At 56.2% G+C, this 25432-nt stretch carries 22 protein-coding genes; 8 read left to right on the forward strand and 14 right to left on the reverse strand.

Annotated features, from left to right (window positions below; translation table 11 throughout):
• Positions 1-17: 17 nt before the first annotated feature.
• On the forward strand, positions 18-5987 hold the full coding sequence (locus ACTRXA_RS04120) for an MG2 domain-containing protein (protein ID WP_442425943.1): 5970 nt from the start codon (positions 18-20) through the stop codon (positions 5985-5987).
• Between the two features lie 139 nt (positions 5988-6126).
• Here ACTRXA_RS04120 and ACTRXA_RS04125 read toward each other — a convergent pair whose 3' ends face one another.
• The 7 genes from ACTRXA_RS04125 to ACTRXA_RS04155 all read right to left on the reverse strand — a co-directional run bounded on the left by ACTRXA_RS04125 (position 6127) and on the right by ACTRXA_RS04155 (position 12042).
• Positions 6127-6885: a hypothetical protein gene (locus ACTRXA_RS04125; protein ID WP_442425944.1), complete on the reverse strand. Its 759-nt coding sequence runs from the start codon at positions 6883-6885 to the stop codon at positions 6127-6129.
• Between the two features lie 155 nt (positions 6886-7040).
• Complete coding sequence (locus tag ACTRXA_RS04130) at positions 7041-7322, reverse strand: 4Fe-4S dicluster-binding protein (RefSeq protein ID WP_005011279.1); 282 nt, start codon at positions 7320-7322, stop codon at positions 7041-7043.
• Between the two features lie 49 nt (positions 7323-7371).
• Positions 7372-8115 carry a 2-oxoacid:acceptor oxidoreductase family protein gene (locus ACTRXA_RS04135; protein WP_442425945.1) on the reverse strand — a complete coding sequence of 248 codons (744 nt, stop codon included), beginning with the start codon at positions 8113-8115 and terminating at the stop codon, positions 7372-7374.
• A gap of 30 nt (positions 8116-8145) precedes the next feature.
• Positions 8146-9048, reverse strand: coding sequence for a thiamine pyrophosphate-dependent enzyme (locus ACTRXA_RS04140; RefSeq protein ID WP_005011284.1), 903 nt, complete (start codon positions 9046-9048; stop codon positions 8146-8148).
• Positions 9049-9122: 74 nt separating this feature from the next.
• Positions 9123-10376 (reverse strand): transketolase C-terminal domain-containing protein, encoded by a 1254-nt coding sequence (locus ACTRXA_RS04145; protein WP_442425946.1) that lies wholly within the window; start codon positions 10374-10376, stop codon positions 9123-9125.
• A gap of 74 nt (positions 10377-10450) precedes the next feature.
• Positions 10451-11092, reverse strand: a complete 642-nt coding sequence (locus ACTRXA_RS04150; RefSeq protein ID WP_442425947.1) for a carbon monoxide dehydrogenase beta subunit family protein — start codon at positions 11090-11092, stop codon at positions 10451-10453.
• Between the two features lie 449 nt (positions 11093-11541).
• Positions 11542-12042, reverse strand: a complete 501-nt coding sequence (locus ACTRXA_RS04155) for a ferritin family protein (protein WP_442425948.1) — start codon at positions 12040-12042, stop codon at positions 11542-11544.
• 165 nt (positions 12043-12207) lie between these two features.
• Between ACTRXA_RS04155 and rnhA the strand changes: the two genes are divergently transcribed.
• A complete protein-coding gene (rnhA, locus tag ACTRXA_RS04160) occupies positions 12208-12648 on the forward strand; it encodes a ribonuclease HI (protein ID WP_442425949.1) in 441 nt (146 codons plus the stop codon).
• A 33-nt stretch (positions 12649-12681) separates the two neighbouring features.
• Positions 12682-14205, forward strand: a complete 1524-nt coding sequence (gene mltA, locus ACTRXA_RS04165) for a murein transglycosylase A (RefSeq protein WP_442425950.1) — start codon at positions 12682-12684, stop codon at positions 14203-14205.
• Between the two features lie 33 nt (positions 14206-14238).
• On the opposite strand, the gene ACTRXA_RS04170 is transcribed toward mltA, so the two are convergent.
• Complete coding sequence (locus ACTRXA_RS04170) at positions 14239-15348, reverse strand: hypothetical protein (protein ID WP_442425951.1); 1110 nt, start codon at positions 15346-15348, stop codon at positions 14239-14241.
• A gap of 289 nt (positions 15349-15637) precedes the next feature.
• Here ACTRXA_RS04170 and pyk point away from each other — a divergent pair, with 289 nt between their 5' ends.
• Both pyk and ACTRXA_RS04180 read left to right on the forward strand, forming a co-directional pair.
• Positions 15638-17074 carry a pyruvate kinase gene (gene pyk / locus ACTRXA_RS04175; protein ID WP_442425952.1) on the forward strand — a complete coding sequence of 479 codons (1437 nt, stop codon included), beginning with the start codon at positions 15638-15640 and terminating at the stop codon, positions 17072-17074.
• A gap of 194 nt (positions 17075-17268) precedes the next feature.
• Complete coding sequence (locus ACTRXA_RS04180) at positions 17269-17847, forward strand: tetratricopeptide repeat protein (RefSeq protein WP_442425953.1); 579 nt, start codon at positions 17269-17271, stop codon at positions 17845-17847.
• A 267-nt stretch (positions 17848-18114) separates the two neighbouring features.
• Here the strand turns inward: ACTRXA_RS04180 and ACTRXA_RS04185 are convergent, their stop codons facing one another.
• The 4 genes from ACTRXA_RS04185 to ACTRXA_RS04200 all read right to left on the reverse strand — a co-directional run bounded on the left by ACTRXA_RS04185 (position 18115) and on the right by ACTRXA_RS04200 (position 20854).
• Entirely contained in the window at positions 18115-19059 is a 945-nt protein-coding gene (locus ACTRXA_RS04185; RefSeq protein WP_442425954.1) for a hypothetical protein, read from the reverse strand.
• A 62-nt stretch (positions 19060-19121) separates the two neighbouring features.
• Complete coding sequence (locus tag ACTRXA_RS04190; RefSeq protein ID WP_442425955.1) at positions 19122-19664, reverse strand: phosphoribosyltransferase; 543 nt, start codon at positions 19662-19664, stop codon at positions 19122-19124.
• 68 nt (positions 19665-19732) lie between these two features.
• Positions 19733-20404 carry a protein-L-isoaspartate(D-aspartate) O-methyltransferase gene (locus tag ACTRXA_RS04195; RefSeq protein WP_442425956.1) on the reverse strand — a complete coding sequence of 224 codons (672 nt, stop codon included), beginning with the start codon at positions 20402-20404 and terminating at the stop codon, positions 19733-19735.
• Between the two features lie 111 nt (positions 20405-20515).
• On the reverse strand, positions 20516-20854 hold the full coding sequence (locus tag ACTRXA_RS04200; RefSeq protein WP_442425957.1) for a hypothetical protein: 339 nt from the start codon (positions 20852-20854) through the stop codon (positions 20516-20518).
• Positions 20855-20939: 85 nt separating this feature from the next.
• Between ACTRXA_RS04200 and ACTRXA_RS04205 the strand changes: the two genes are divergently transcribed.
• Positions 20940-21800, forward strand: coding sequence for a M28 family peptidase (locus ACTRXA_RS04205; protein WP_442425958.1), 861 nt, complete (start codon positions 20940-20942; stop codon positions 21798-21800).
• A gap of 69 nt (positions 21801-21869) precedes the next feature.
• Here ACTRXA_RS04205 and ACTRXA_RS04210 read toward each other — a convergent pair whose 3' ends face one another.
• Together ACTRXA_RS04210 and ACTRXA_RS04215 are read right to left on the reverse strand one after the other, a co-directional pair.
• On the reverse strand, positions 21870-22238 hold the full coding sequence (locus tag ACTRXA_RS04210; RefSeq protein ID WP_442425959.1) for a hypothetical protein: 369 nt from the start codon (positions 22236-22238) through the stop codon (positions 21870-21872).
• Positions 22239-22295: 57 nt separating this feature from the next.
• On the reverse strand, positions 22296-23168 hold the full coding sequence (locus tag ACTRXA_RS04215; RefSeq protein WP_442425960.1) for a hypothetical protein: 873 nt from the start codon (positions 23166-23168) through the stop codon (positions 22296-22298).
• Between the two features lie 205 nt (positions 23169-23373).
• Between ACTRXA_RS04215 and ACTRXA_RS04220 the strand changes: the two genes are divergently transcribed.
• Both ACTRXA_RS04220 and hflK read left to right on the forward strand, forming a co-directional pair.
• Positions 23374-24243, forward strand: coding sequence for a hypothetical protein (locus ACTRXA_RS04220; RefSeq protein ID WP_442425961.1), 870 nt, complete (start codon positions 23374-23376; stop codon positions 24241-24243).
• A gap of 99 nt (positions 24244-24342) precedes the next feature.
• Complete coding sequence (gene hflK / locus ACTRXA_RS04225) at positions 24343-25413, forward strand: FtsH protease activity modulator HflK (RefSeq protein ID WP_442425962.1); 1071 nt, start codon at positions 24343-24345, stop codon at positions 25411-25413.
• Positions 25414-25432: the final 19 nt, after the last annotated feature.

Consider the following 25432-nt stretch of genomic DNA (forward strand, 5'->3'; position numbering starts at 1 on the left):
ATATAAGGAGAGACGGTATGCCAACCCCATCCCGGTCCATCAAAAATGTTTTCTGGTGCGCGCTTGCCCTGCTGGTCCTGCTGATTCCTTCCACCCCTTCCTATTCCGATTCCTCGCAGGACGTATTCGAACAACTCAAGGCGGAAGCGGAACGGCTGTACGAGCGCGGCTCGTATTCCCGTGCGCACAAGGTGTATCTTGATGCGGCCGGCCTGGTTTTGAATGAGGATGACACGCGCTGGGTGCAGTTCCGTCTCGCGGACACGTTGTGGCGGGCGCAGTCGGCCTCCAGCAACCCGGACACCACCACGGTGGACAAGGCCCGGTTTCAACTGGAGAAAATGGTGCGCGACGTCAAACACCCGGAGTTCCGCGACCGTATCTGGGCGGAGGTGCACGAGTCGCTCGGCGATTTCTGGTGGTCGCGCACGCAGGCCCGCAACTGGGGCGGTGGATGGCGGTATTACCAGAACGCGCTCGACTGGTGGGCGGGGGCGCGCGATGTGGAACTGGCCCGTGATCGCTACCTCAACATGATCTGGAAAATCACACAACCGTCGTGGGTCCCCCAAAATTACTACTACGGTTACTACGGCATGAACGTACCGATCCAGTTCCTGGACAACGCGCGCAAGATCGCAAAGAAAGACGCGGACCGGCACCAGACGCAATACCTCTATGCCATGGCGTTGCGCAACCGCGGCAACCACTGGCAACAGCAGAAAATTCCTGAAGCGTTTGAAGAAGCGTTGAAAGCCGGGCGCGCTTCCGAGTGGCACGACGATGCGCTTTATCATTACGCCCAGTGGCTGGCGGGGTCCGGCGAGGTCATCATCCTCGCCAACGGCCAGACCGTGCGCAAGCAGAATTATAAAAAAGCCCTGGATTACTATTCGCAACTGCTTCGCGAGTTTGACAAAGGCGAGACGCGTTACTACGACGACGCAAAGCGGCAGATCGAGGCCATCACCCGGCCCGTCCTGAACATCGGGGTGCCCAGCATTTTCCTTCCCGGCACCACCCCGGAATTCACGCTCAACTGGCGCAACGTGTCCGATATCAAACTGGATCTGTACGCCATCGACCTCACCCGCGACGTGGACCTGACGGATGAAAGCAACCCTGCGCACTGGATGAACAGCGTCAACCTGCTCCTCAAAACCGCGACACAATCGTGGCGCGAGGATACGGAAGATCAGGGCGACCACATGCCCGGCGCGCGGCGCATCGAACTGAAAGAAAAACTGCCCATGGGCGCCTACCTGCTCCGCGCCACGGGGGGCGGAGAGGAAGCGCGGGAACTCATCCTCGTCACCGACACGGCGCTGGTGACGCAAAACGCGAGCCGGCAGGCCCTGGGCTATTTCTGTGACAGCATGAGCGGCGCACCCATCGTTGGAGCCGAAGTGCGGTTTTTCGAACATTACTACGACGGCCGGAAATGGCGGTGGCGGGACGCGGAAGGAAAAACCAATGAAGACGGACTCGCGGTGTTCGAACTGGAAGAAGGCCGCTACAATTCCCAGTTCTTCATGGCGGCGACCCTGAAAGGCCGGCAGGCGCTGGCAATGGGCTACAACCACCATTACCGGAGCGACCAGCGGCCCTGGAAAATTTATGTCCATACCGACCGCCCGGCGTACCGCCCGGAAGAAACCGTGAAATGGAAACTGACCGCCCGTACCTACGACGGGGAGGTGTACCACACCCCCTACAAGGAAAAACTCAAATATACGGTTTACGATCCGCGCGGCACCAAAATGAAAGAAGATTCCGTGAAGCTGAATGCATTCGGAAGCGCGTGGGGTGAGCTGGAACTGCCCCAGACCCTGCCGCTGGGCGAGTACCGGATCGAGTTCCACACCACCGGCCGGAAAAGCCGCCGCATCGGGCAGGCGGCGATGTTTCGTCTGGAGGAATACAAGCTGCCGGAGTTCAAGGTTGCCGTAAAAAGTCCGGAAGAGAACGGCAAGCCCAAGGTGTATTCGCTGGGGGATGAGGTGACGGTGGACATCGCCGCCGAGTATTACTTCGGCGGTCCTGTTGCCAACGCCAATGTGGAAGTCGTTGTGTACCAGAATCCGTACTACCATGTCTGGCGGGAAGAGCGCACTTATCCCTGGTACTACGGTGACATGATCCAGAAACCGCAACGCTACTGGGGTTCCGGTCAGCAGGTCAAACGGGAAGTGATCAAGACCGACCAGGAAGGCAAAGCGAAACTCACGTTCGAAACCCAGCCTGGCGGGCAGGACCTCGAATTCCAGATCGAGGCGCGGGTAACCGACGCCTCCCGTCGCGAGGTGGTGGCCAAGGACACGGTGAAAGTGACGCGCCATCCGTATTTCGTCCAGTTGAAAGGCGAACACAACCTGTACCAGCCGCAGGATAAAATCGGCGTTAACGTCAAGTCGGTGGACGCCAACCAGCGGCCGCACACCGCTACGGGCACCATCACCGTCACCCGCGACTACTGGTTCGAAATCTGGATCGCTCCCGACGGACATGAGGTGGCGGGTGCGGAGTTGAAATCGGTGCGTGAAAAAACCGCCATCTTCCCTCCCCCGCCGGTTCCGGGTCAGCCCGGCTGGCAGTTGAAGTTCCGCGGTTACCAGCACGACGAAATTCTGAAACGGTCGGTCACCACCGACGCCGAAGGGGAAACGCTGTTCACCTTCACGCCGGAGCGGGAAGGTTATTACCGCTTCTCATGGTCGTCGCAGAAAGATCCGCAGAGCCTGCCCATCACCGCCGAAACCACGGTATGGGTGGCGGACAACAACACCACCGACCTCGGTTACCGCCACGGCGGGCTGGAAATCATCGTCGATAAAGACACGTTTCACGCCGGCGAGACCGCCCCGGTCATGCTGGTGTCCCACACGAGCGATCGCTACGTGCTGTTCAGCGTGTCCGCTGACGACCTGTACAGTTACCGCCTCGTTCACCTGACGGGCAATGTGAAGCTGGTGCAACTCGACATCGAAGAAAAACACGTTCCCAACCTGTTCCTGAACGGGCTCATGGTGAGCGACAACCAGATTCACCGGGACATAAAACAGGTGGTGGTGCCGCCGGTGAAGCAGTTCCTGAACGTGGAGGTGAAGCCGGATCGAGACCAGTACCGGCCGCGTGAGGAAGGCACCCTCACTGTCACCACACTCGACCACAAGGGCCGCCCGGTGGCCGCCGAAGTGGCACTGTCGCTGGTGGACGAGTCGGTGTTCTACATTCAGGAAGACCTTGCTCCGGATCCCCGCCAGTTCTTCTTCGGCAGTAAACGGCCTAACCGGCTCAACATGACAAGCACGTTCCAGATGAAAGCCTATCGCGACCGCAAACGCGAAGACCAGTTGCAGAGGAACGAACTGGAACGGCGCGCGTATGAACCGGGACGCTTTAAGGACAAGGGATTCAACGACCAGCTCGGCGCGGCTTATAAAAAAGGACTTTCTTCGCAGGTGCACCCTGGCGAGATTATGGAAGAATCCGCACCGATGGCCATGGACATGGACCAGATGAAGTCCGAGGGAAAGGTCGGCAGCAAAGAACGGCTCCAAATGAATGAGGGGGATGGCCATGAACAAGGGGCGGTGACCGTACGTTCGGATTTTCGCACCACGGTGTTCTGGCAACCCAACGTGCATACCGGAAAGGACGGCAAGGCGATGGTCAAGGTCACGTTTCCGGATTCGTTGACCGAGTGGCGCGCCACGGCACGCGTGGTGGACCGGAGCAACCGCTTCGGCATCGCCAAAGGGCACACCCGCACGCAGAATCCCCTCATCGTTCGCCTGCAGGCACCGCGTTTCTTTGTAGCCGGCGATGAGGTCGTTCTATCCGCCATCATCAACAACAACACTGATGCGCCGATGGATGTCGCACCCGGCATTCAAGCTGCGGGTGGCGTGCGCCTGGTCAAGCGCCTCACTCATACGACAACAGATAAAACCCGGTTGAACCTGGTTTCCGTTCCCGCACGCGGTGAGGTGCGCGTGGACTGGCTGGGGGTGGTGGAAAAGCCGGGGGACGTTAAAATTCAGGTGCTGGCGCGCACGCCGAAACTGAGCGACGCCATGGAAAAACGGTTCGTAGTGCACGAACACGGCATCGAAAAATTCCTCGCCAAATCCGGAAAAGTACGCGGTGAGGCGGTTTCGATCCGGCTCGACATCCCGGCGGAACGCAAACTCGACACCACTCAACTGACCGTGCAGGTGAGCCCCAGCATCGCCGTGACCCTGCTCGATTCCCTGCCCTATCTCATCGATTTTCCATACGGTTGTACCGAGCAGACCCTGAGCCGGTTTCTGCCGACGGTGATCGTCGGCAAAACCCTGCGCGACCTGGGTGTGGATGAGGTGGATGTGATGAACCGCGTTTTCGGCGGCATCGATCCCCAGCACACCGGGAAGACGCACCCCAAGGGCAAACAGAACCTGAAAAAGCTGAAAGCCATGGTGCAGGCCGGCCTTGACCGGCTTTACGACTTCCAGCATTCCGACGGCGGCTGGAGCTGGTGGAAAAAAGGCGACAGCGATCCGTTCATGTCGGCGTACGTTCTGTGGGGACTGGGACTGGCCCGCGAGGCCGGCGTGGAGGTACGGCGGGACGTGCTGGAACGCGCTTACCGCTACCTCAACCGGGCTCTCGTGGAAGCCGAAGGGCAATACGACATGCAGGCGTTCCTGCTCCATGCGGCAACGCACCACGGTCATAAAGGAAAGGACCGTGCTAACAAGTTCCAGATGAAGGCCTACGCCAATCTGTGGAAACACAAGGACCGTTTGAACGCTTACGGCCGTGCCCTGCTGGCCCTCTCCGCGCATTACCTGGACCGCAGGGAAGACGCCCGGACCCTGATTGAGAACCTGGAGAACGGCGTGCAGGTCGACAACCGGCCGGATCAATCCATTCTTCACCATGGGACAGGGGGTAACAAGGAGACCGTCATGGCGACAGCTCACTGGGGCGAAGACGGCATTTATTACCGGTGGTCTGATGGCGGCGTGGAGGCCACAGCGTTCGCCCTGCGTGCCCTTCTGACCATCGCTCCCGAGCACGAGTTGATCGAGCCCGCCATGAACTGGCTGGTGAAAAACCGGCGGGGTGCCCACTGGAGCAACACACGCAACACCGCCATCGCCGTACTCGCGCTCAACGACTACCTGAAAACCTCCGGCGAACTTGCGGGCGGCCAGGAATATGAATTGATCGTTAACGGCACATCCATCGCGAAAACCGAAGTGGAGGACGTGTTGCAGGCCCCCGGAAGTTATGACATCGACCCCGCTCTCATCCGCGACGGGGCCAACGAAATTCGAATTCAGCGAAGCGGCGAGGGTCCTTTGTATTTCGCGGCACACGCGGAGTTTTTCAGCCTGGAAGAACCTGTCACTCCCGCGGGCAACGAAATCTTCGTCAAACGACAGTACTACAAGCTGGTAGGACGGCCCAGCCTGTTGAAAGGCTACGTCTACGACAAGCAACCGCTCAATGACGGGGAGCAGGTTACAAGTGGCGACCGCATTGAAACCGTACTCACCATTGAAGCCAAAAACCATTACGAGTACCTGGTGTTTGAAGATCTCAAACCGGCGGGCTTCGAAGCAGTGGAAGTTAAAAGTGGCGGCGACCTTTATGCGCGCGAACTTAAATGGTCCGCCATCCTCAAAAAATTCGGCAGTCAGGCCGAACCTGTGGCCGGCAAGACCCCCCAGTTGAAGCACGTCGTGCTGCCTCCGTACCTGCCGTCCAGTGATTACACCGGCCGCTCGCGTTGGGTGTACCAGGAACTGCGCGACAGGAAGGTGGCCATATTCGTGGATAAACTGCCGCAGGGCGTGTGGGAAATCCGCTACACGCTGCGCGCGGAAATTCCGGGGCATTTTCACGCATTGCCGGTGATGGGGCATGCCATGTACATTCCGGAAATCCGTGCCAACGGATCCGAGGTGCGGGTGCGCGTGGTGGACCGGAACGAGTGAGGAAACGAGAGCATAAAAAAACCACCCCGGGTCAGGGGAGCCCGGGGTGGTTCTGAAAAACTGCTGAACAGGACGGGAACCGCCCTTTCAAAAATTTAGATTACAGACGCACCGAAATCGATTCAAAAAACTTATTCCTTTAAAATCCCCCGGCGATCTTTTTGATGAAGGTCTGGATTTCTTTTCGCAGGGGACCGTCCAGATTTTTCTCTTCCCGTGTCAGCGTGGTCAGGATATTCGTTCCGAACGCAGCCTCCATTCCCGCGGCCATGCTGACGAGAATGCGGGTTCCGTATTTTTCCATGAGCGCGTGCTCTTCCGCCGCGCGGAACGCCATTTCCGGTCCCACCAGGATGGCCCAGGTTTTGATGACGGCGACATCTTTGGATTCCCGGATTTGCAGGTTTTCCAACTCTTCCATATACGTTCCAGGATCAATCTGGCCGGACTCGAAGCTGTCGATCAGCTGTTGCATGGACAGGTGCTCCGAGTCGAGCCTGTTGAGAATGTGCTCAAACAGGCGGCCTTCCATATCCTTCAGTTTTTTCAGGTTCCAGATGTAATAGTACTCGCCGGGCCGGTTATCTTCTCCGCGGATTTCGCGTTTTATTTTTTTCAGGCATTCGGGGCACCGTTTCCCCGCGTCATAGCTGAACGGCTGGCCGCAGGGACAGTCGGAAAGGTAAGTCTGCACAGCAAGCGCCAGGGCCTCGCCTTCGATTTTCAATACCTCCTTTATGGCCACACGCACGAAATCATTGCGTGCGATCTGGATGCCTTTCACACAGGAAGAACAGTGGACTCTGTAGGCACCCTCGTTTTCTGCGGGTTCAAAAACAGGCTCATACGTGGCTTTGCACAAGGTGCAGGTCACTTGCTTGGAAACATTTTCGTCCATAGGTACACCCTAGTGATAACGCCTGGTGGGGCGGTTGAATACGGTTTGCGGGAGGGCCTGCATTCCATCCTTGGCTGTGCGCCGGGTTTCCGTTTTTGAAAAAAAAATAACCCATGGCCGGATACGACCATGGGTTATTGAAACCTTTAAGGAAGTTACCCGGCGTAAGCCTGGCCCAATCCAGCGGTTTGTCCTTCCTCTGCTTCGAGGATGATCTTACCGGTCTTCGAATCAACCGGGTGCATGCTGATGGCATTATGAGTGCTGCACACCACCTTGCACAGATCACACCCTTTACAGCGATGGGTGATGACCTCAGCTTTCATTTTCTCGGTGTTGAGTTTGATGCAGTCCGCTTCGGGGCAGTACATGATGCACAGCCTGCACCCTTTTTCCGCGATACATTTATCATCATGAACATAAGCTACGTTATACACGCTGAATGGCTCCTTCCGGTATCTTGAAGATTATAAATCCAAAAAAGCCTTAGGAAGCCGCTGCGGCCCCAACTGCCTCGAATTCACCGGGGGCGTAAAACGCGGGCGAATAATTGGACGTTTTCACCCACTCCGACGCAATCTCGTAAGACTTTTTAATCGTATCGTTGTTTTTCTGGAGCAATTGCTCCTTCTTAGCATACTTCTTTTTAATGGCTTCGTCCAGCGTAGCGGTACCACCGGAAGCGACGTACCGTTTGCCGAACCGGTCCTGCAGGGCAGCTTCCAGCGCCGGCAGATCCACCACTTTGGTGATACCGGCACAGGCGCCGATCATCGCCATGTTGGTGGAAAGTTCGGTGCCACCGACATCCAGTGCCATGTGCGTGGCATCATGGTTCAAGACCGAAACGTTGAGGTCCTCCAAGCGTTTGTGATCTTCATCGGTAAGCAGGTCCACGTTGGTATTGATGATGATCAAGCCATTCTCCTTGATTCCGGAATAAAACGGAGCCGTATAGCTCTTCTGCATGGTGATAACCTGCGGATGGAACACCATAATGACTTCCGGGAAAACCAGTTCCCCCCGGTCATAAATTTTAACCGGACCGATGCGCACATAGCTTTCGGCCGGCGCCATCCGCTTTTCCGCGCCGAAGAACGGGTTGGAGATGGAGTATTTTCCCATCTTGTTCGCGGCCATGGCCAACAGGTGAGCGGCAGTAACCGCCCCCTGACCACCCAAGCCGGAGATCCGGATATTCATCCGTTTCATTATTTGCTCTTCACTCATGACGTCTCCTTTTAGTCACCTTTGGCAGCGTTACTTCGCGGCGGCTTGGGCCTTCGCGGCCTTCTTTTCCTCTTTTTCCCTGGCGTCCAACTCCTTCAGGAAAGCCTTAACCTCATCCGTCATGAATTCCTTCATCACGAAACGGCCCCCAATGGATTCGGCGTCCTTCATTTCATCCAGACCTTCCATGCTCTGTTTGCCGATCTCAAGAATGCACGGCGTGTAGAGCTGAACGTAGGTCGGACCGAACTCACGGGAAACATGAATGGCGTTGCGGATCGCCTTCTCAACGCGATTCGGCTTGGATACTGTCAGGCAAGCCACGTAGTGACAACCGGATTCAAAAGCGATTTCCGGAAGGCGGACTTTTTCAAACCCCTTGCCGACCGGAGCCATTTTGGCAACGAAGCCCTTCTGCATGAGGCCGCTTTCCTGTCCACCCGTGTTGGCGTACAGTTCGTTGTCGAAACAGATGGTCGTGAATTTTTCCTGACGGAACCAGGACTGCATGGTCATATCAAGACCGATGTCAACCGTGGCGCCGTCACCAGCGAGAACGATAACATCCTTGATCCGGTCCGGGTAGCGAACCTTGAGAGCCCGCTGCAGGCCGGAAGCGATTGCATTCTGGTTGCCGAACAGCGAATGGATGTTATGAACCGCGATGTGCGGGAACACCAGGCTGGTGCAACCGGTGGAACCGACGAACACGGAGTCTTCCGGGTTCGGGATACTGGACAGGATGAACCGGAAAGCGATGGATTCCGGACAACCCGCGCACAGCGAGTGCTCCTCGATCAGTTCCTTGCTGGTACCGATGTCCTTCCAGCCCCGCTGGGTATTGCCGTATGTGGCATTTTCCACCATGTCGTGGTACTCCTGCGGCATGATGTCAGCCAAGTCTTCACTCAACTGGATTCGTTCTTTACTCATAAATGATTCACCTCAGATATATGTGCAAAATGTATTTTAAAGTTTAAATAAGTTAACTTCACGTTTCCCTTCGACTAACTGCCGCGGGAGGACAGGTTATTGGCCTTGAGACCCAGATGCTTCATGATCTCTTCGACAATGACCTCCGAAGGCATCGTCATGCCGCCTGCAACGTGAGGACCGGCGTAGACACGCTCGTTGTTCGGAACGATCGCTTTGATCTCCCGCGCCAACCAACCAACGACATTGAATTCCGGCACGATGATGTGCTTGGCATTCGCCGTGGCTTCCCGAATTTCCTCATGCGGGAACGGCCGCAGGGTTTTGATCTTGACCAGACCCACCTTGATACCATGCTCTTCTTCGAGCAGGCGAATGGCTTCACGGCCCTGCGAAACCGCCGTACCCGAGGAAACAATCAGAATTTCGCGATCGAGGTTTTCGGTTTCGATCAAGGAGCCTCCCATCAGCGCCTTGGTGTGTTTGCGGGACCGTTCCACGGCGGCGTGGATTTCCAGCTGCCAGGAAGCGTGGGTCATGTAACTGATGTAATTCGATTTCATAACAAACGGGTCGCGCATCATGCGCACCGGCGGAACTTCCATGTCCATGCAGGTGACCGGAGAGCGATACGGATCGTATTTCGGGAGACACATGTCTTCGGACTGCAGCAGGACGGTGTCTTTTGTGTGAGTGACGAAGAAGCCGTCACAGCAAAGAGCCAGAGGCACATGCACGTCCGGCTGCTCGGACACCAGAAAGCCGCCCAGAATCCAGTCGTAAAGATCCTGCGCCGTCTCTGCGTGCCAAACCAGCATGCCGGTTTCCAGCAGGTAGTAAATTTCCAGCGTGTCGGGCTGAATGCTGAGCGGGGAGTTGATGCCACGACAGGTCACGCAAACCTGGATGGGCAAACGGGAACCGGCCCACATGGGGAAGTTCTCCATCGCCCGCATGGTGCCCGGACCGGCGGTGGTGGTGAACACTCGCGCCCCGCCAAAGGCCGCGCCGGCACATTCGCCCATAACCGCGAATTCGCTCTCACCCCGGAAATAATCCCCCAGGTAGCCTTCGGCGTACAATTCGCCAATCAGTGCCGCCGCTTCACTCTGAGGGGTGATCGGATAAGCCACCGAAATATCCAGGCTGGACCGTTTGATGGCTTCGCGAATAACTTCGGAACCGGTCAGAAACGATGGGGTGCGTTCCGCGTCAAAGAACATCTCGTTCGGGTCCGTAAAAACCTGACCCTTCTGGTTCTTGTGACCAAGCTCCACTGTTTCCGACAAAAGAATTCTTTTGCCCTGGGTTTCAACCTTTTTATTCATAAAATCACTCCCTCATTTTTTGAAAAAGAGCGCTTGTATAAAGCGGATTTACAAATTCAAAATTATATTCTTAATCAGGACCCTTCAACAAAGCGTCCCTTAACGCTTGTTCTGAACTGGGTGAAAGACTCAGCCTGGCTCTTCACACCTTCCTTCTTCAACCTCTCGATGGTATCAGTGAGGTTGTTAATCGTTTCCACGCCGATGTCCCGCAAAGACAGACACGCATCCTCGTGTCCCGCCTGTGCGCAGTAAGCGATGGTATAGCAATCCGTACCCCCGCGAATGATCTTGAGAGCCAGATTCGCCTGATGGCAATGCACGCCAACGAATATGCAGACATCGATCCGGTTGTGCCAGATCGTAAGATTCGGATGGTTCGGGTTGATCTCGATCTCCGGGTCAATCTTTGGATACTTGGGGCGGTAGTCCGCCATCGGGATCAAACGCATCGGAGCCGTATCAGCCAGTCTGCGAAGCGCCTTGGCCTTTTTCGCAGCTTTTTCATTCCATTTCCACAACACCAGAGGGCCAGGAAAAATCGTCGGCACTTTCGCGCCCAATATTTTTCGAGCCGCGTATTCAACGGCTTCTTCTTCATCAACCAGTCGGCCCTCAATGTGCGCCTGCCCCGGGTCCGGCAAAACAATACCTCTGCTGGCCGCGGCGGGAGGCAAAAACGCCTCGGGACCAGGCAAAACCTGATATGGTTCCATCCGTGTAATCCTTTTATTTTAAAGGGTTATATAAACTCTGTCATTTCAGGAGGTTCAAATATAAACCACATTTGAAGAGGTTGTCAAACCTTTTCCCTTTTAAACACTTCGGGTTGATTGTATCCCGATTTGGCCCGTGCCCCAAAAAAATCTGGGAAAAAACTGGCCTGCCATTGCAAATTCCAACCCCAATCTTGACCAAAAGTAAAAGTCTTTGCGTGCAATCTGGCGCCGGAGACCCCCACAAACAAGAAAGTGCCTTTTAAATCAACTAATTAAAAAATTTTGGCGGGGCGGTTTGGGGGTTCGGGGTGCAGTCCTGTTGCGGGTTTTCCTTATTACAAACCCGTTACAAACATCATTCCTGCATACAGCCCTGCATCATTATGGTGGATCAGAGGATAAGGAAAGGGGCCAGTTTTCGCCCTTTCTCTCTGGAAGGCTTAAAATTACGGGAGTTGCGCCTTCAATGCCTGCAGTTGTTCAAGATGCTTTTTCTCTTCCACCACCAAATGGGAGAACACGGTGCGGACGTCGATTTTGGTCACCTGCTCAATCAGACCCTCCAGAATCTGAATGGAGTTTTTCTCCGACTGGATGCCGATTTCCAACGCTTCCGCATCGGTCCAGGACTGCGGTCGATCCTTGCCGCTTTCTGGAAACACCTTGCCCAGAATCTGCTGGCGGATGAATCGCTGGACTTCCGGTTTCTCCGGTGTACGCCGCTGAACCGCAGGTTGAAGAAAACGCGATTTCTCCTGCAGGGTGCGGGCGTGGTCCTTTTCCTGATCGGCCAGGTGCTCCAGCACCTGCCGTACGCGGTCGTCGTTCACGGTCCTCGCCGCCCGCTCGTAGTAAGCAATTCCTTCACGTTCCATCGCCATGCAGATCTGTACGGCGTCGGAACATTGAAGGGTGGTCCTCAAATCATCTCCCAGGCTGGTCGTCATGAGTTCTCCCCCCATGTCATCAAAACACCTTACCTTATACCTTGAGAGACGGGGGCGCCTAAAAAGTTTTCAAATATTTTCCGGGCTCCCCAATTTATGCTATCATTTCCCCGGTTTTGTTTTTAAAATCAATCAATTATGGACAGGTTGCGGGGGAGGCCCGGAATGCAGAAAATTTTGATCTACACAGACGGTGCCTGCAAGGGCAACCCCGGCCCCGGGGGATACGGGGGTCTCATCTTCCAAAACGGGAAAAAGCTGGAATTCAAGGGCTCCGACCCCAGCACCACCAACAACATCATGGAAATGACCGCCGCCATCGTGGCTCTCAAAAAACTCAAGGAGCCAAGCGAAGTGGAACTCTATACCGACTCGGAGTACCTGGTTAAAGGCATGACGGAATGGATGCCCAACTGGGTGCGCCGCAACTGGACCACGAGCACCAAAAAGCCGGTGAAGAACAAGGAACTCTGGCAGGAACTGCGGCGCCTGGCCGACACTCACAACATCACCTGGAAGTGGGTGCGCGGGCACGCGGGCCATCCGCAAAACGAACGCGCCGACCAGTTGGCCAACGAAGCCATCGTGGAGATGGCCCGCGGTTGATGGATTGACTCCATCTGCTATTGAGGGGGACGGATGCAAGGAAGGGCGACTTCAAAACGAGAGGGAAACGAAAACGGGTGGACGGTGCCGCCGGGCACGTTTGCCATCGTCTTCTTTTTGTTTTTCAGTTCGTGCGCCACACCGTCTCCTTATATGGTCGGCGATTCAACGTCCGTGGGATACCAGACAACACCCGCGCCCCATTCATCGGGTTCCACCTCCGTTCTTCCGCCCACCAGGCCGGATCAGGCAAAACACTCACTGCATCAAATCGAAGAGTCGCAAAAACAAAGCGTGGATGCCCTGCCCTACGCGGTGCATTACGAAGCGGATACCCTGGATGAAGCGGAACCGGAACCCATGGTGGCCCCCGATTCCCCGGTCCACGATAAAATCCGGGTCTTTACCGACAAAACTTTCGCGCCGCCGCCGAAAGTAGAAATCACCGACTCCGATGACTGGAACGAAGGCCTGCTCGCAGACGCGCCGCGTTTCTTCGACGACATGAGCCGCGGCACCCTGTTGCAGGCCATCGACCGCCAGTTGAACGCTTTCCGTTTCGCCAACCTGGACGAACGCCTGCGAATGGGTTCACGCAAGGTGACGAAGCGCGACCTGAAAGAAACGCTCATCGCCTTTCGCCGCCTGCTGGTGAGCGGCCTGTCACCGGAGGAGTTCAGCCGTGTGGTGGAAGAGCAGTTTGAAATCATCGAGGCGGGAAAAGGCCGTCGCGGTCGCAAGCGCATGCAGTTCACCGGCTACTACACACCCATCGTGGACGCCAGCCGGTACCCGAGTCGTGAATACTCGTATCCGCTGTACCGCAAACCCAAACAGGCGCCCACGCGCCGGGTGATCTGGACGCAGTCGGAAAGCAACCGCGACTACGGCTTTCACCTGAGCAGCGGCCAACGCAACCTCCTGCTGACGCGCAAGGAAATCGACGGGGACTTTGTCCTGCAAAACCGAAACCTGGAAATCGCATGGCTGAAGGATGACCTCGACCGCTACTTCCTGCACATACAGGGTTCCGGCTACCTGCGCTTTCCGGACGGCACGGTGCAGGCGGTCCGCTTCAACGGGTCCAACGAGCTTCCATACAAAAGCGTCGGCCGGCAGATGATCCGGGACGGCGTCATCACCGAAGGCGAGGGAAGCATGCAGGGCATCAAGGCCTACTTCCAACGCAACCCGGAACACATCCCGCGTTACCTGTTCCAGAACCGCCGCTACATTTTCTTTGAGCTGGCGGACCAGGGCCCGACGGGATCGGTGGGGGTCGAACTGGTGCCGGGACGCGCCCTGGCCACGGACAAGAGTCTGTACCCCGGCGGTGGCCTGGCGTTCATCTCCGCCACCAAACCGGTGCTGGATGAAAACCGGCGCATCATCGGCTGGAAACCCTTTTCCCGCTTCGTGCTGGACCAGGATACAGGAAGCGCCATCAAGGGACCCGGCCGCGCCGACCTCTACTTCGGAGTGGGAAAGGCCGCAGGCGTGGCGGCGGGACACTACAACCAGCACGGAAAAATCGTGTACCTGCTTCGCAAAAAATAATCTGAAAAAAGGAAAGCTGGCGGAAGGTCGCCGTCAGTTGGTGGGCAGGTTCTTGTTATACACCTTGACCTCAGGGTCCTTGCAGAAAATCTCGCCCAACTGTCCGCCGAACCCTTCATCGTCGGTGCCAACGCTCAACAGGCAATCGTCCGACAGGGCCGGACCCAGAGCCTCGATCTTGATGCCGCCGATCTTCACCTGGAACACCGGATCGGGATTCCAGTCCACGGGCAGGATGTGGCCCGGCGAGGCGTAGCCCGCCATGTACACGACCGAGGCGAACGGGCCGAAATCGCCTTCGTCATAAGCCGATGCGATCCACATGCGGCCCAGTTTGTCGATGTACAAATCCGAGATGTGGCGCACGTCGGTTTCCCCCAGCGTCTCCCAGACCGGGGCGCGGATGCCGTATTCCAGCACCTTGAAGCGGTCGCCGCGCAGGAACCGGTGCTTCCTCAAATCCAGCGTGTTCCAGAACAGGCGGCTGCGGTGCTTGCCCTCCCCGCGGTCGCCCAGCACCACCTCGACGCGGTCCTCGGTTTCCTGAACGCAGCCCATGCCTTCAAAGTTGTACGGCGTCTCCTCATCCTCATCCTGTTTCGGCAGGGACGCCATGCCCAGTATTTTTATTTTCCATTTCTTGCCGCGCTGTTTCAGGCGGACATGAAAAATACGCCCATCCCGGCCTTTATAATTCGAGCTTTCCAGAAGCAGGAATTCCCCGGGATTCTGTGACAGGCCGCAAATGGCCTCCAGGTCGTTGGCTGGGCCGCCCAGCTTTCGCCACGTGCGGTCGCTCAGCTGGATCTCCTGGTAGGTGGAGGTTTTCCGGGCTTCATCGATGGACAGCACGCCGAACCGGGGACGAAACTGTTCCGCGGGGGAGTCCTTGGAATCGTGGATGAGGAAGAAATCACCGTTGTCCAGCCGGGCCATGCCGGAGATGTCGATCTGCTCGACGTCCAGCCACTTCTTGAAAAACTTGTTCGCGCCGCCCAGCTCCAGCCCGACCTTGATGGCGGTGGGCTCGGGTTCATCCGGCTCCGTGTTGTAGGGAATCTGGAACAGTTTCCCGCCGCAGGCGCTCAACCACAACGCCGCGGAAAGGGCGAATCCCAGACGATATGTGTAGCGGAGGTCCATACTTCCAATGTAAGGAGTGAGGCAAAATTTGTCTAGCACCCTGTTTGGTCAAATTTTGCCGACCCCCGCAAGAGGGCCTTTGCCAATGAAGTCGAATCGATCCATCCGCACCCCTTTCCATTCACCGCCGGGCCCTCGGTAAGCAGAAAATGACAAACCCAAATGCAGGCAAAGATGAGTACAATGGATACCGGAATCGGCATGACCAAAAAGGCCTGCCGCAGGCCTCCCTCAAAGTTGAAATGGGGGCAGGCAGGATGGCCAGGCACTTTCATTCTCCGGAGGGGCGATGACAAATACCGGGGTGCGATTGACCAAGATCATAGCCACCCTGGGTCCCGCCACGGGGACCCTGAAACAGATTGAAGCGCTGGCGAAGGCCGGGGTCAATGTGTTTCGCCTCAACCTTTCCCACGGGGACCACAAGAGCCTGCAACAATGGATTCGCTGGATCCGCAGGGTGGAGAAAACCCTGCGGATTCACCTGGGCATTCTTTTTGATTTGCAGGGACCCAAAATTCGCGTCGGTGAATTTGAAAACGGGCACACCACTCTTCACCCCGGGCAAACGGTCACCTTCACCACAAAACGGGTCACGGGAAAAGACAACCTCATTCCCGTGCAGTTCAGGCAGTTTCCTCAATCTGTAAAAAAAGGCAACACAGTCTACCTGGACGACGGGAACATCGGCGTCCAGGTCCTTTCCGTTTCCGGAAAACAGGTACAGGGGAAGGTCCGAACCGGGGGTCGCCTGACCGATCACAAAGGCGTCAATCTGCCGGATTCGACGATCCCCTCGGGGCCGTTGACGGCAAAGGATAAAAAAGACCTGCAGTTCGGACTTCAGGAGGAGATCGATTTCGTGGCTCTGTCGTTTGTCAGTTCGGCGAAAGACATTGAACACCTTCGTCGTCTGGTCCAACGCCGGGGGGGAGGGGTTGAAATCATAGCCAAAATCGAGCGCAAGCAGGCGGTGCAGAACCTGAAGTCCATCATCTCCGCCGCCGATGCAGTGATGGTGGCGCGCGGAGATTTGGGCATTGAAATCCCGCTCACCCAGGTGCCGACTGTCCAACAGCAGATCCTGCACGAATGCGCCCGCCAGGGCAAACCGGCGATCGTGGCCACGCAGGTGCTGGAGTCCATGATCCGGAACGCCCGCCCCACCCGCGCCGAGATCTCCGACATTTCCCATGCCGTGATGTTCAACACCGATGCCATCATGCTCTCCGCCGAAACCGCGGTGGGTCAACACCCCCTGGAAGCGGTGCGGGTCATGGCGAAAACGGTGGAGGACACCGAGGCGTTCTTGAAAAAGGAACAAAAAATCCAGCCGTGGAAATGGATTTTAGAGGAGGAGCCGCCCATCAGCCTGGGGGTCGCATACTCCGCCAACCACCTTGCAGAGGCATTGCGCGCGCGGGTGATCGTCGTGTTCACCCTCACCGGCGGCACGGCGAAAATGGTGCGGTCGCCGCACCCCATGGTTCCGCTGGCGGTCTTCACCTCCAGGCCCCGCCGGGCCCGGCAATTGACGCTGCTCCGCGGTGCCCTGCCATTTCTGGTGGAGGCGGACCGCCCGTTCCTGAACGATATGGAAGCGGTACTGAAATGCCTGAAACAAAAGAAAATGGTAAAAAAAGGCGACCGCATTGTGATCGCTACCGGCGAACCGGCCGACATCCCGAAATGGACCAACGTCATCCGGGTGGAACGCGTGCCGTAACCGCGCCGGGCGCGAGCAAATAGGTACTACTCGGAGAATGAAACGATGGTCGGTGGGCCCAATCCAGATCACCTCCCCTCCTTACCAAGGAGGGGATTGAGGGGGAGGTTCTGGAGCTTCTTTCCTTTTATTCAAACAAGCGTCGCAATACCGGCTTGCCACCCAGAACGTTAGTGATACACAGGAGACTTGTCATGTTTCACCGTCACACCCGAACGACACTCATCACCGCCCTGCTGACAGCCCTGCTTGCCATTGGGCTGTTCTCCGCCTGCACCCCCAAACGGATTCAATCCGGCTGGCACCTGAAAGGCGACGCCGCGTACGAGCGGTCCGAATACAAGGAAGCGTTCGGGTGGTACCGCAAGGCGGCGGAGGCGGGTCACGTGGAAGCGCAGACGCAACTCGGCATGATGTACGCCGCCGGGCAGGGTGTGCGGCAGGACTACGACGCGGGGCTGGCGTGGACGCGGAAGGCGGCTGAAGCGGGACACATCCGCGCGCAGACGAATCTCGGCATCCTGTACATGACGGGGTTCGGCATCCCGCGGGATTTTAAAGAGTCGGTGAAGTGGCTGACGCTGGGGGCTGAGGGGGGCGACCCCAAGGCGCAGACCCAGCTGGGCCTGATGCGCGAGACCGGCATCGGCATTCCGCGCGACCCCGCCCGCGCCCTTTTCTGGTACCGCCAGGCCGCCACCAGCACGGAAGAACCCTACGCCACCCTCGCCAAAAACGGACTTGTCCGTTTGGAAGGTCCACATGGGGAATGACGGAAAGAGGAAGGTAAAAAAATTGTTTTTCCAAAAAGAATCAGAGGACGTCACCCTCAGCCCAGCCCTCTGCCGTCAAGGGAGAGGGCTGGGCTGAGGGGATGTTTAAGGTCCCTTCTCCCCTTGCGGGAGAAGGTTAGGATGAGGGGGCTAAAAACAAAAAAGCGGCTCAACGAGCCGCTTAATCCAAACATCCAATACCCAACAAAGACCACTGTCAGCCGAACACCATCACTATAAAATTATTACAAATCTACCTGTCACAAATTAATTAAACACATTTTCAAGCTTCATTATATCTGTTGCGACAAAAGTATTGTATCTCTTATCTAATCCTGCCTGTAATGCCAAATTCACAAACTGCTTTTCAGCAATCACTATATCTGCATATGGAAGGGTGGCGCAAAACGACTCCAAGTCTCGGAAATCATTTTCGTTAATTGGCCGTCTTTGTGCCTCAAGCTTTAAAATAAGCTCCCGCTCCACACAATAAGTCGGCACATCATCAATTAATTTCCGAGCAGTCGAATCGCCCATATCTCCAAAAGTTGTCCATGGAACACCCGCTTGCTTTACTGTTTGAAATATAAATTTCATGTCATTTACCATCAATAGCGCACCGTAGAACCGCCTACGCAATGGAAGTGGCTCGTTTTTATGAGAACTACGACGATCCTCAATTTCTCGTCGCAATTGATCGGAGCCATTGGAAAATCTTTTGACAGCTATAGCCCTTTCGTTGTGTGGCGTATTTACCAAGTAATCAAAAAGAAAATATTTTGGGTGATTTAGAATTTCAGTTAACACGTTCGGAAAATTTGAAAACCCAGACCTTTCATCATCTGCTTCCAAAAATGCCTCAAAAAAGTTGCTCGACAGAAACCATTTTTCTTCAATCTTTAATGGGGGCAAACCATATGCAACTCGCGAAAATATAGTGATCTCTTCTTTCAGGCGCTTGTACCGCCCACGAAAAACCAGCCCCTTGCTTAAACCAGCCTGAACATATGCAAGCGGATATCTCCGTTCGGGGTCATTGATCTTGTATGTCTCATAAATATTTGGCCAAGTAAGGGGTAACATCAAACGACCACTATTCACTTCGTTATGAATCGTCTTTAGAAGTGAATAGTGATCAGGATATTTGCGCGGTTGGGTCGCCGCCTGCGCTAATTGAATCCATTTATTTTGATCAAGAAATCCTATTCGCATAGCATGCCAACCAATTACCTACCTCTAGAAGTCAATTCAAATTCATCCCAAGTTTGGCCCTACTAATCCTCGCTGTACAGCGCGACGAGGCGCTTGTCGACGAAGTCGAAGCGTTCGGTGCGGACCCATTTCTGTTCCTTGTCGGGACTGCCGCTGACGGCGGAAAAATCCAGGTTCGCCGGGTTGCGCTTGATCATGCACGCATAGGTGATGGTCTCCGGCGTCTCCTCGATGTCCAGGTAATCCACGGTGCGCATGAACTGCGATCCGGTGGTCACGATGTCGTCCACGATCAGCCAGTGGGTGTCGGCGGGGTACTTCGGCACGCCCAGCTGTTCCAGCTCGATCCTCCGGTGCGGCATGATGTAAAATCGGAGGTCCATCATCTTCGCCAGCGTGTAGCCGATGCGGATGCCCTCGGTCTCGATGCCCACCACCACCTCGAAGTTGCCGTGCTCCTTCTGCCACGCCTCCAGCTTGCGCAACAGCATGGCGCAGTAGGCCTCGTTCATGGTGTCGGAGAGGGATGCGTAGTCGTAGTTGTAGTGGGATTTGATGCCGGGGCCGAACTCGAATTGGCCTTCCTTCTTGATTCGCGAGAACACGGTCGTCACCTCGAGCTAAGTTCCATCCGGTTAGTGGATCGCGGCGGTGGACGGGCCCGGCGGCGGGATCACTCCTCTTCCGGCCAGCCGTACTTGCCGACCAGCGGCACGAACAGGCAGTGGTTCAGCATGGTCTTCTGCACCGCGCCGTTTTTCACCGTCACGCGGATCAGCTCCTGCCGTTCCGAGTCGCCGACGGGCAGCACCATGCGGCCGCCGTCCTTCAACTGCTCGACCAGCGTTTTGGGCACCTCCGGCGCCGCCGCTGTTACCAGAATAGCATCATACGGCCCCTGATCGCGCCATCCATACGTGCCGTCGAAAATTTTGTAGTTGATATTAGTATAGCCCAAACGGTCCAGCAGTTCCTTCGCGCGGCGGCCGAGCGGCTTGATGCGCTCGACGGTGAACACCTGAGCCGCCAGTTCCGCCAGCAGGGCCGTCTGGTAACCGGAGCCGGTGCCGATCTCCAGCACGCGTTCTTCGCCCTTGAGCGCCAGCGCCTCGGTCATGGCGGCGACGATGTACGGTTGCGAGATGGTCTGGTTGTCGCCGATGGGAAGCGGGTGGTCGCCGTAGGCCTTGTGCTGGAACGAGGGCTCGACGAACAGGTGCCGCGGCAGGCGGCTCATCGCTTCCAGCACCGCGAGGTCGCGGATGCCGCGGTCGACGAGCTGTTCCTCGACCATCTTCTGTCGCTGGCCGGAGTATTCGTGGGACGGTGGTGCGGTCAGGCTCATTCAATTTCCGGGAGGTTGCGCGCAGGGACCCTGCCCTGCGCAAGGGTGGTACGGTGCCGGGTTCGGCACAAAGTCAGCGCGCGGCGCACCGAGGACGGGCGGCCCGCGCGATCAGTGTATGGGAATGGACCGGTCCGTCCCGAACCGCTCGAACGCAAGCTGAAACGGGTGTTTGACCCCGGGCGCGGGAGGTTGTATGGTGTCCATCCGGCGGGGATCCTGGTAAAAAATCAGGTCCCACTGGTCCTGGTACCGGTCGTATTTCAGAAGGTAGATGTTGTCGTCGTCGGCCTTCACCTTGAAATAGTCGCAGTCGTCCCCCAGCCAGGCGTCGATGACTTCGCGCACCTGGAACGATCGCCGAAAATCGCGGTCGGCGAGGGTGAACGCCACGGGGCGTTCGTTGACCTTGTAGCCGGAGTGGCACTCTACCTTGACCATGCCGATCATGGTATGACTTGCTCCCTGAAATGTAAACCCATTTTTTGACCGCCAAAATCCCTGAAAACCGCTTTCCAAAGCGGGGAAACGACCCATGCGCCCAGCCGAAACCGCCTCCCTCGAATCCCATTTAAAGGCCCTTGTGGGCGAAAGGAACCCTTATTCCTCCCCCGAGGCTCTGGAAGCGGCAGGGGCGTACGTGGAGTCGCATTTTTCAGCCTGCGGGCTGGAGGTGTGGCGCGACCCGGTTCCTTTTGAAGGAAAAGAATATTTCAACGTGTTCGGCCGCCTGGAAGGGGCGCACCCGGAGGGTGGACTGCTGGTCGTCGGGGCGCATTTCGATACGGTGGAAGGCACACCCGGCGCGGACGACAACGCCAGCGCCGTGGCGGCGTTGCTGGAAATCGCCTCCTGCCTGAAAGGCGCCACCCCGTCGCTGTCCATCCTGTTCGCCGGGTTCACGCTGGAGGAATACGCCTTCGTCGGCAGCGAGCACCTGTGCAAACGCCTCATGCAGGAGGACGTGCCGGTCGCCGGGATGATCTCGCTTGAGATGCTGGGTTTCGTGAACCGCACGCCGCATTCGCAGAATTACCCGCACTACGTCGATCCGGCGAAGTACCCGGACCGGGGCGACTTCATCGCCGTGGTCGGCAACGAGGTGTCGCAGGAGATGACCGTATCGCTGGTGGGATCGATGAAGCAGGTGGTGCCGGGGCTGGGGGTGGAGTTTTTGGTGGTGCCGGGAGACGGCGCGGCATTTCCGGAGGTGCAGTTGAGCGACCACGCGCCGTTCTGGCAGGGCGGCCACAAGGCGGTGATGGTGACCGACACCGCGTTCTTCCGCAATCCGCATTACCACCTGCCCTCGGACACGCTGGAGACGCTCGATCTCCCTTTCCTGCGCGACGTCACCGAAGGCGTGGCGGCTTACCTGGAATCTCCCCAATTATAAAAACGGGAGCCCGTTCGGACTCCCGTTCCAATGGGTCCAACAATTTTCAGAAAGGGTCCTGGGCCCTTATTATTTCTTGCTGGAAGATTCGCCGTCGGTCAGGTTGTCGAAGGTTTCTTCCAGCCGTTCGGCGTTTTTCTTGAACACTTTCTTCGCGTTTTTGGAAGATTCCTCGATACTCTTTTCGATGTTCTTCATTGATTTTTTCAGGCCGGTTTCCTTGTTCTTTTCGGCCAAGTTGTTTTTCGTTTTCTGAATCTGCTTTTTCGCGCGCTCAACGTTTTCTTCCCAGTTGAGGGAATCGAGCACCTTGTCCTTTGCTTTTTCGAGAGCGCCCGCCTCCCCCTTTTTGCCTTTACCGCCATCGGCATGGAGAGGCATTGCCATTACGAACACCAGGGCAAAAATGAAAATGGATTTGGAAATCATGCGCTGCATAGGCAGGTGACCGAATGAAGAACAGGGGCGGGAATATCGACGGAAGGTCTGGATGCGTTACGGCTTTTCGGGGGCCGCCTCGCCTTCCTCTTTTTTCTCGTCGTCCTTGCCAACCAGTTTCTTGAATGCATCTTTCAGTGGATTGCTGGAATTTTCGCCTTCTTCCTTTTCTTTTTCTTTATTTTCCCCGGTGGCTTCGGCTTTTGAAGTGGTGTCCGTTTTCGATTTGGTTTCCGCCTTGGCCTGTTTCGGCTCGTCCTCCAGTTCCTTTTTGTCATCGCCTTTCACGGTCTCGACGATTTTATCGATGGTCTGGGAAAGAAACTTCTTGGCACTCGCCTTGGTTTTTTCCTCCGAGGATTCCGCCTGGGCTTCCGCCTCAGCCTTTTTCTCCTTTGCGGCGTCTTTCAGCTTGGCAGCTTTTTCTTTAGCCTCTTCCCTGGCCTCTTCGGACTCTTCCTTGTTTTTGATCAGGGTCTTGAAGGCTTTCTTGATGATCCCTTCCTTGGGTTTTTCCTCTTCAGAGGTCCCGGCTTCCTGTTTGGTTTCGGCTTTTTCGGTTTCCTTGGATTTACCGGACTCATCATCCTTGCCGACCAGTTTCTTGAAGGTTTCCTTCAGAATGTTCGTGGATTCCTTTTTCTCTCCGGTTTCCGGCTCCGGCTTGGACTCCGCCTTTTTGGTTTTTGGAGGCGGCGTTTTTTCCGCGGCAGGTTCTTCACCCTCTTTTTTATCGTCGTCATTGCCGACGAGTTTTTTGAACGCCTCTTTCAGGACGTTGGTGTTGGCCGGTGTTTTTTCAGTTTCATTTCCCTGGACTTCCGGCTCGTTTCCCTTGCCGGTGGACGCACTTTCAGCGAAAGCGGGTCCGGTCTGCACCATGGCCACCACCAGGATGAAAGCCATCAATGTGTTATAACAGGTTTTCATGAACGGCAATTTCCCCTCCCCAAAACAGGTCAACCCCTTGTAATGCAATTCTCTCTTTAATTGTAAACGCAATGCATTTCATTATAGAAGCAAAATCACATTTTTTTACGGCACCCCGGCCGCCGGGCCCAATGGAAACCCGATAAATCTTGAAATCAAAATCCTTTTTGGTCACAATGGGGCCATTAAAAATGAGTGAGAAGCCATGTTAGCGTTCGCAAAAGACATCACTAAAACGGACCCCAGCCATCCCGAAGAATCCAACAACGAAAAGTTGAAGGAATACATGGAATACCAGCGCTCCCTCAACCACGAGCGGCTGGTGTTCCACGCTCTTGACCGGGCCAAGACCGGCCTGCAGCAAATCATTCAGGACAGCTGGGGAGAGGCGACCAAGTCGGGAACCTACCTCAAGGAAAATTTTCCGGTTTCGCAGCGCTACGCTGACCAGGAAACGCTGATGATCATGTTGCGAAAACTGGTGAACGCGCATAACAGCACCAACAACTGGTACCAGATGAACCCTTTTTTCTGCGGGGTGGTTTACGATGCGCTGGAACGCTTCCTTGCCATGTACAACCGGCTCGCGAAGGAGGAACCGGAAAAAGCGGAAGAGTTCGGAATCGCCGAAGGAGGCCGCGAAGTGGATTTCGACGACTGGGTCCGACTTTATTTTCTCGATCTCGACTTCATGATCGGCCAGCAGATGAATTACGTCCACTTTGCCAACCGCCGCCGCAACCAGGCCATCGAAACCTTCATCGGCCAGCAGATGGCGGACGGCAAAAGCAAGGAGGACGCGGCCAAGGAAGCGGGCGACGAATTCAACATGGACGAAGCTTCGATCCGGATATATCTTGGTTACGAGATCAATCATCAGGACCTGGAGTTGTTTTATACCTCCGCTGAAAACCCGATCTATGAATACCTTTACGACCCCAACGCGGAAGATGGGTTCATGGACGGGGAAACCCTCATCGACTATTCCTATTTTCTCGGTCACCAGCTCAAGGGATTGAGCGAAACCGAGGCGGAAAAAGTCCTCGAAGATATTGAAAAACTTTCAAAACACTGATCGCTGGGCTACACTGAAATTAGTTCGGTAATTGTTAAATGCCGGGTTCCGTGCTGTTCGCGGCGCCCGTTACCCAAGTGGATTATGTCGAATCACAACATGTCATGGGATGATCTTCACGACCAGGGCCCGCCGCAGGAACGCCAGCGGCCGCGCTCCGGCGGAGGTGGTGGCGAGGGACCCGGCGGTCCCGGGCCGCAAATGCAGATGCCTCAATTCAAAATGCCGCCGTTCAAACCCGGCACCGTATTGGCGGCCATCCTTGTTCTGCTGGCACTCTGGATTCTGCCCAGCGTTTTTTATTTCGTGGAACAGGATGAGGAAGGCGTGGTCACCCGCTTCGGCCGGTACGAACGCACCACCCTGCCCGGCCCGCATTTCAAATTTCCGTCACCCATCGAACACGTCTACACCCCGAAAGTCCGCCAGGTGCGCCGCACCGAAATCGGTTTCCGCCTCAACAACGCGGGCCAGGTGCGCGATTTTCCGCCGGAATCGCTGATGGTGACCGGCGACCAGAACATCATCGACATCGACCTGGTCGTTCAGTACAACATTTCCGACTCCAAGAATTTCCTGTTCGTGGTGCGCGATACGGCGCAGGTGGTCCGCGACGCGGCGGAGACCGTCATCCGCGGCATCATCGGCAACAAGATGATCGATGAGGCCCTGACCGTCGGCAAGGCGGAGATCCAGATCCTGGTCAAGGAACAGATGCAGGCACTGCTCGACGAATATCAAGCGGGAATCCGCATCATCAACGTGCAGTTGCAGGACGTCAGCCCGCCCAAACAGGTGGAAAGCGCATTCAAGGACGTCGTCAGCGCGCGCGAAGACAAGGAACGCATGATCAACGAAGCGCAGGGGTACCGCAACGCGGTGATCCCGGAAGCGCGCGGACAGGCGGCCCAGATTGTCCGCAATGCGGAAGGTTACCGCGAACAGATCGTCAAGAAATCCCGCGGTGACGCCGCCCGTTTCCTGTCCCAGTTCGAAGAATACAAGAAAGCGCCGGAAATCACCCGCCGGCGCATTTACCTGGAAACCATGGAAGAAATTTTTCCCAACATGAACAAGTTCGTCATTGGCGGAAAAGGGAGCGGGGTTCTGCCGATCCTGCCCCTGGGCAAGGATTTCCAGAAAAACATGAACCTGAACGGCCGCAAATGATGCGGCTGCCATCCACCGA

The organism is Nitrospina sp. P1_D6 (assembly GCF_052156615.1).
Lineage (GTDB): Bacteria > Nitrospinota > Nitrospinia > Nitrospinales > Nitrospinaceae > Nitrospina.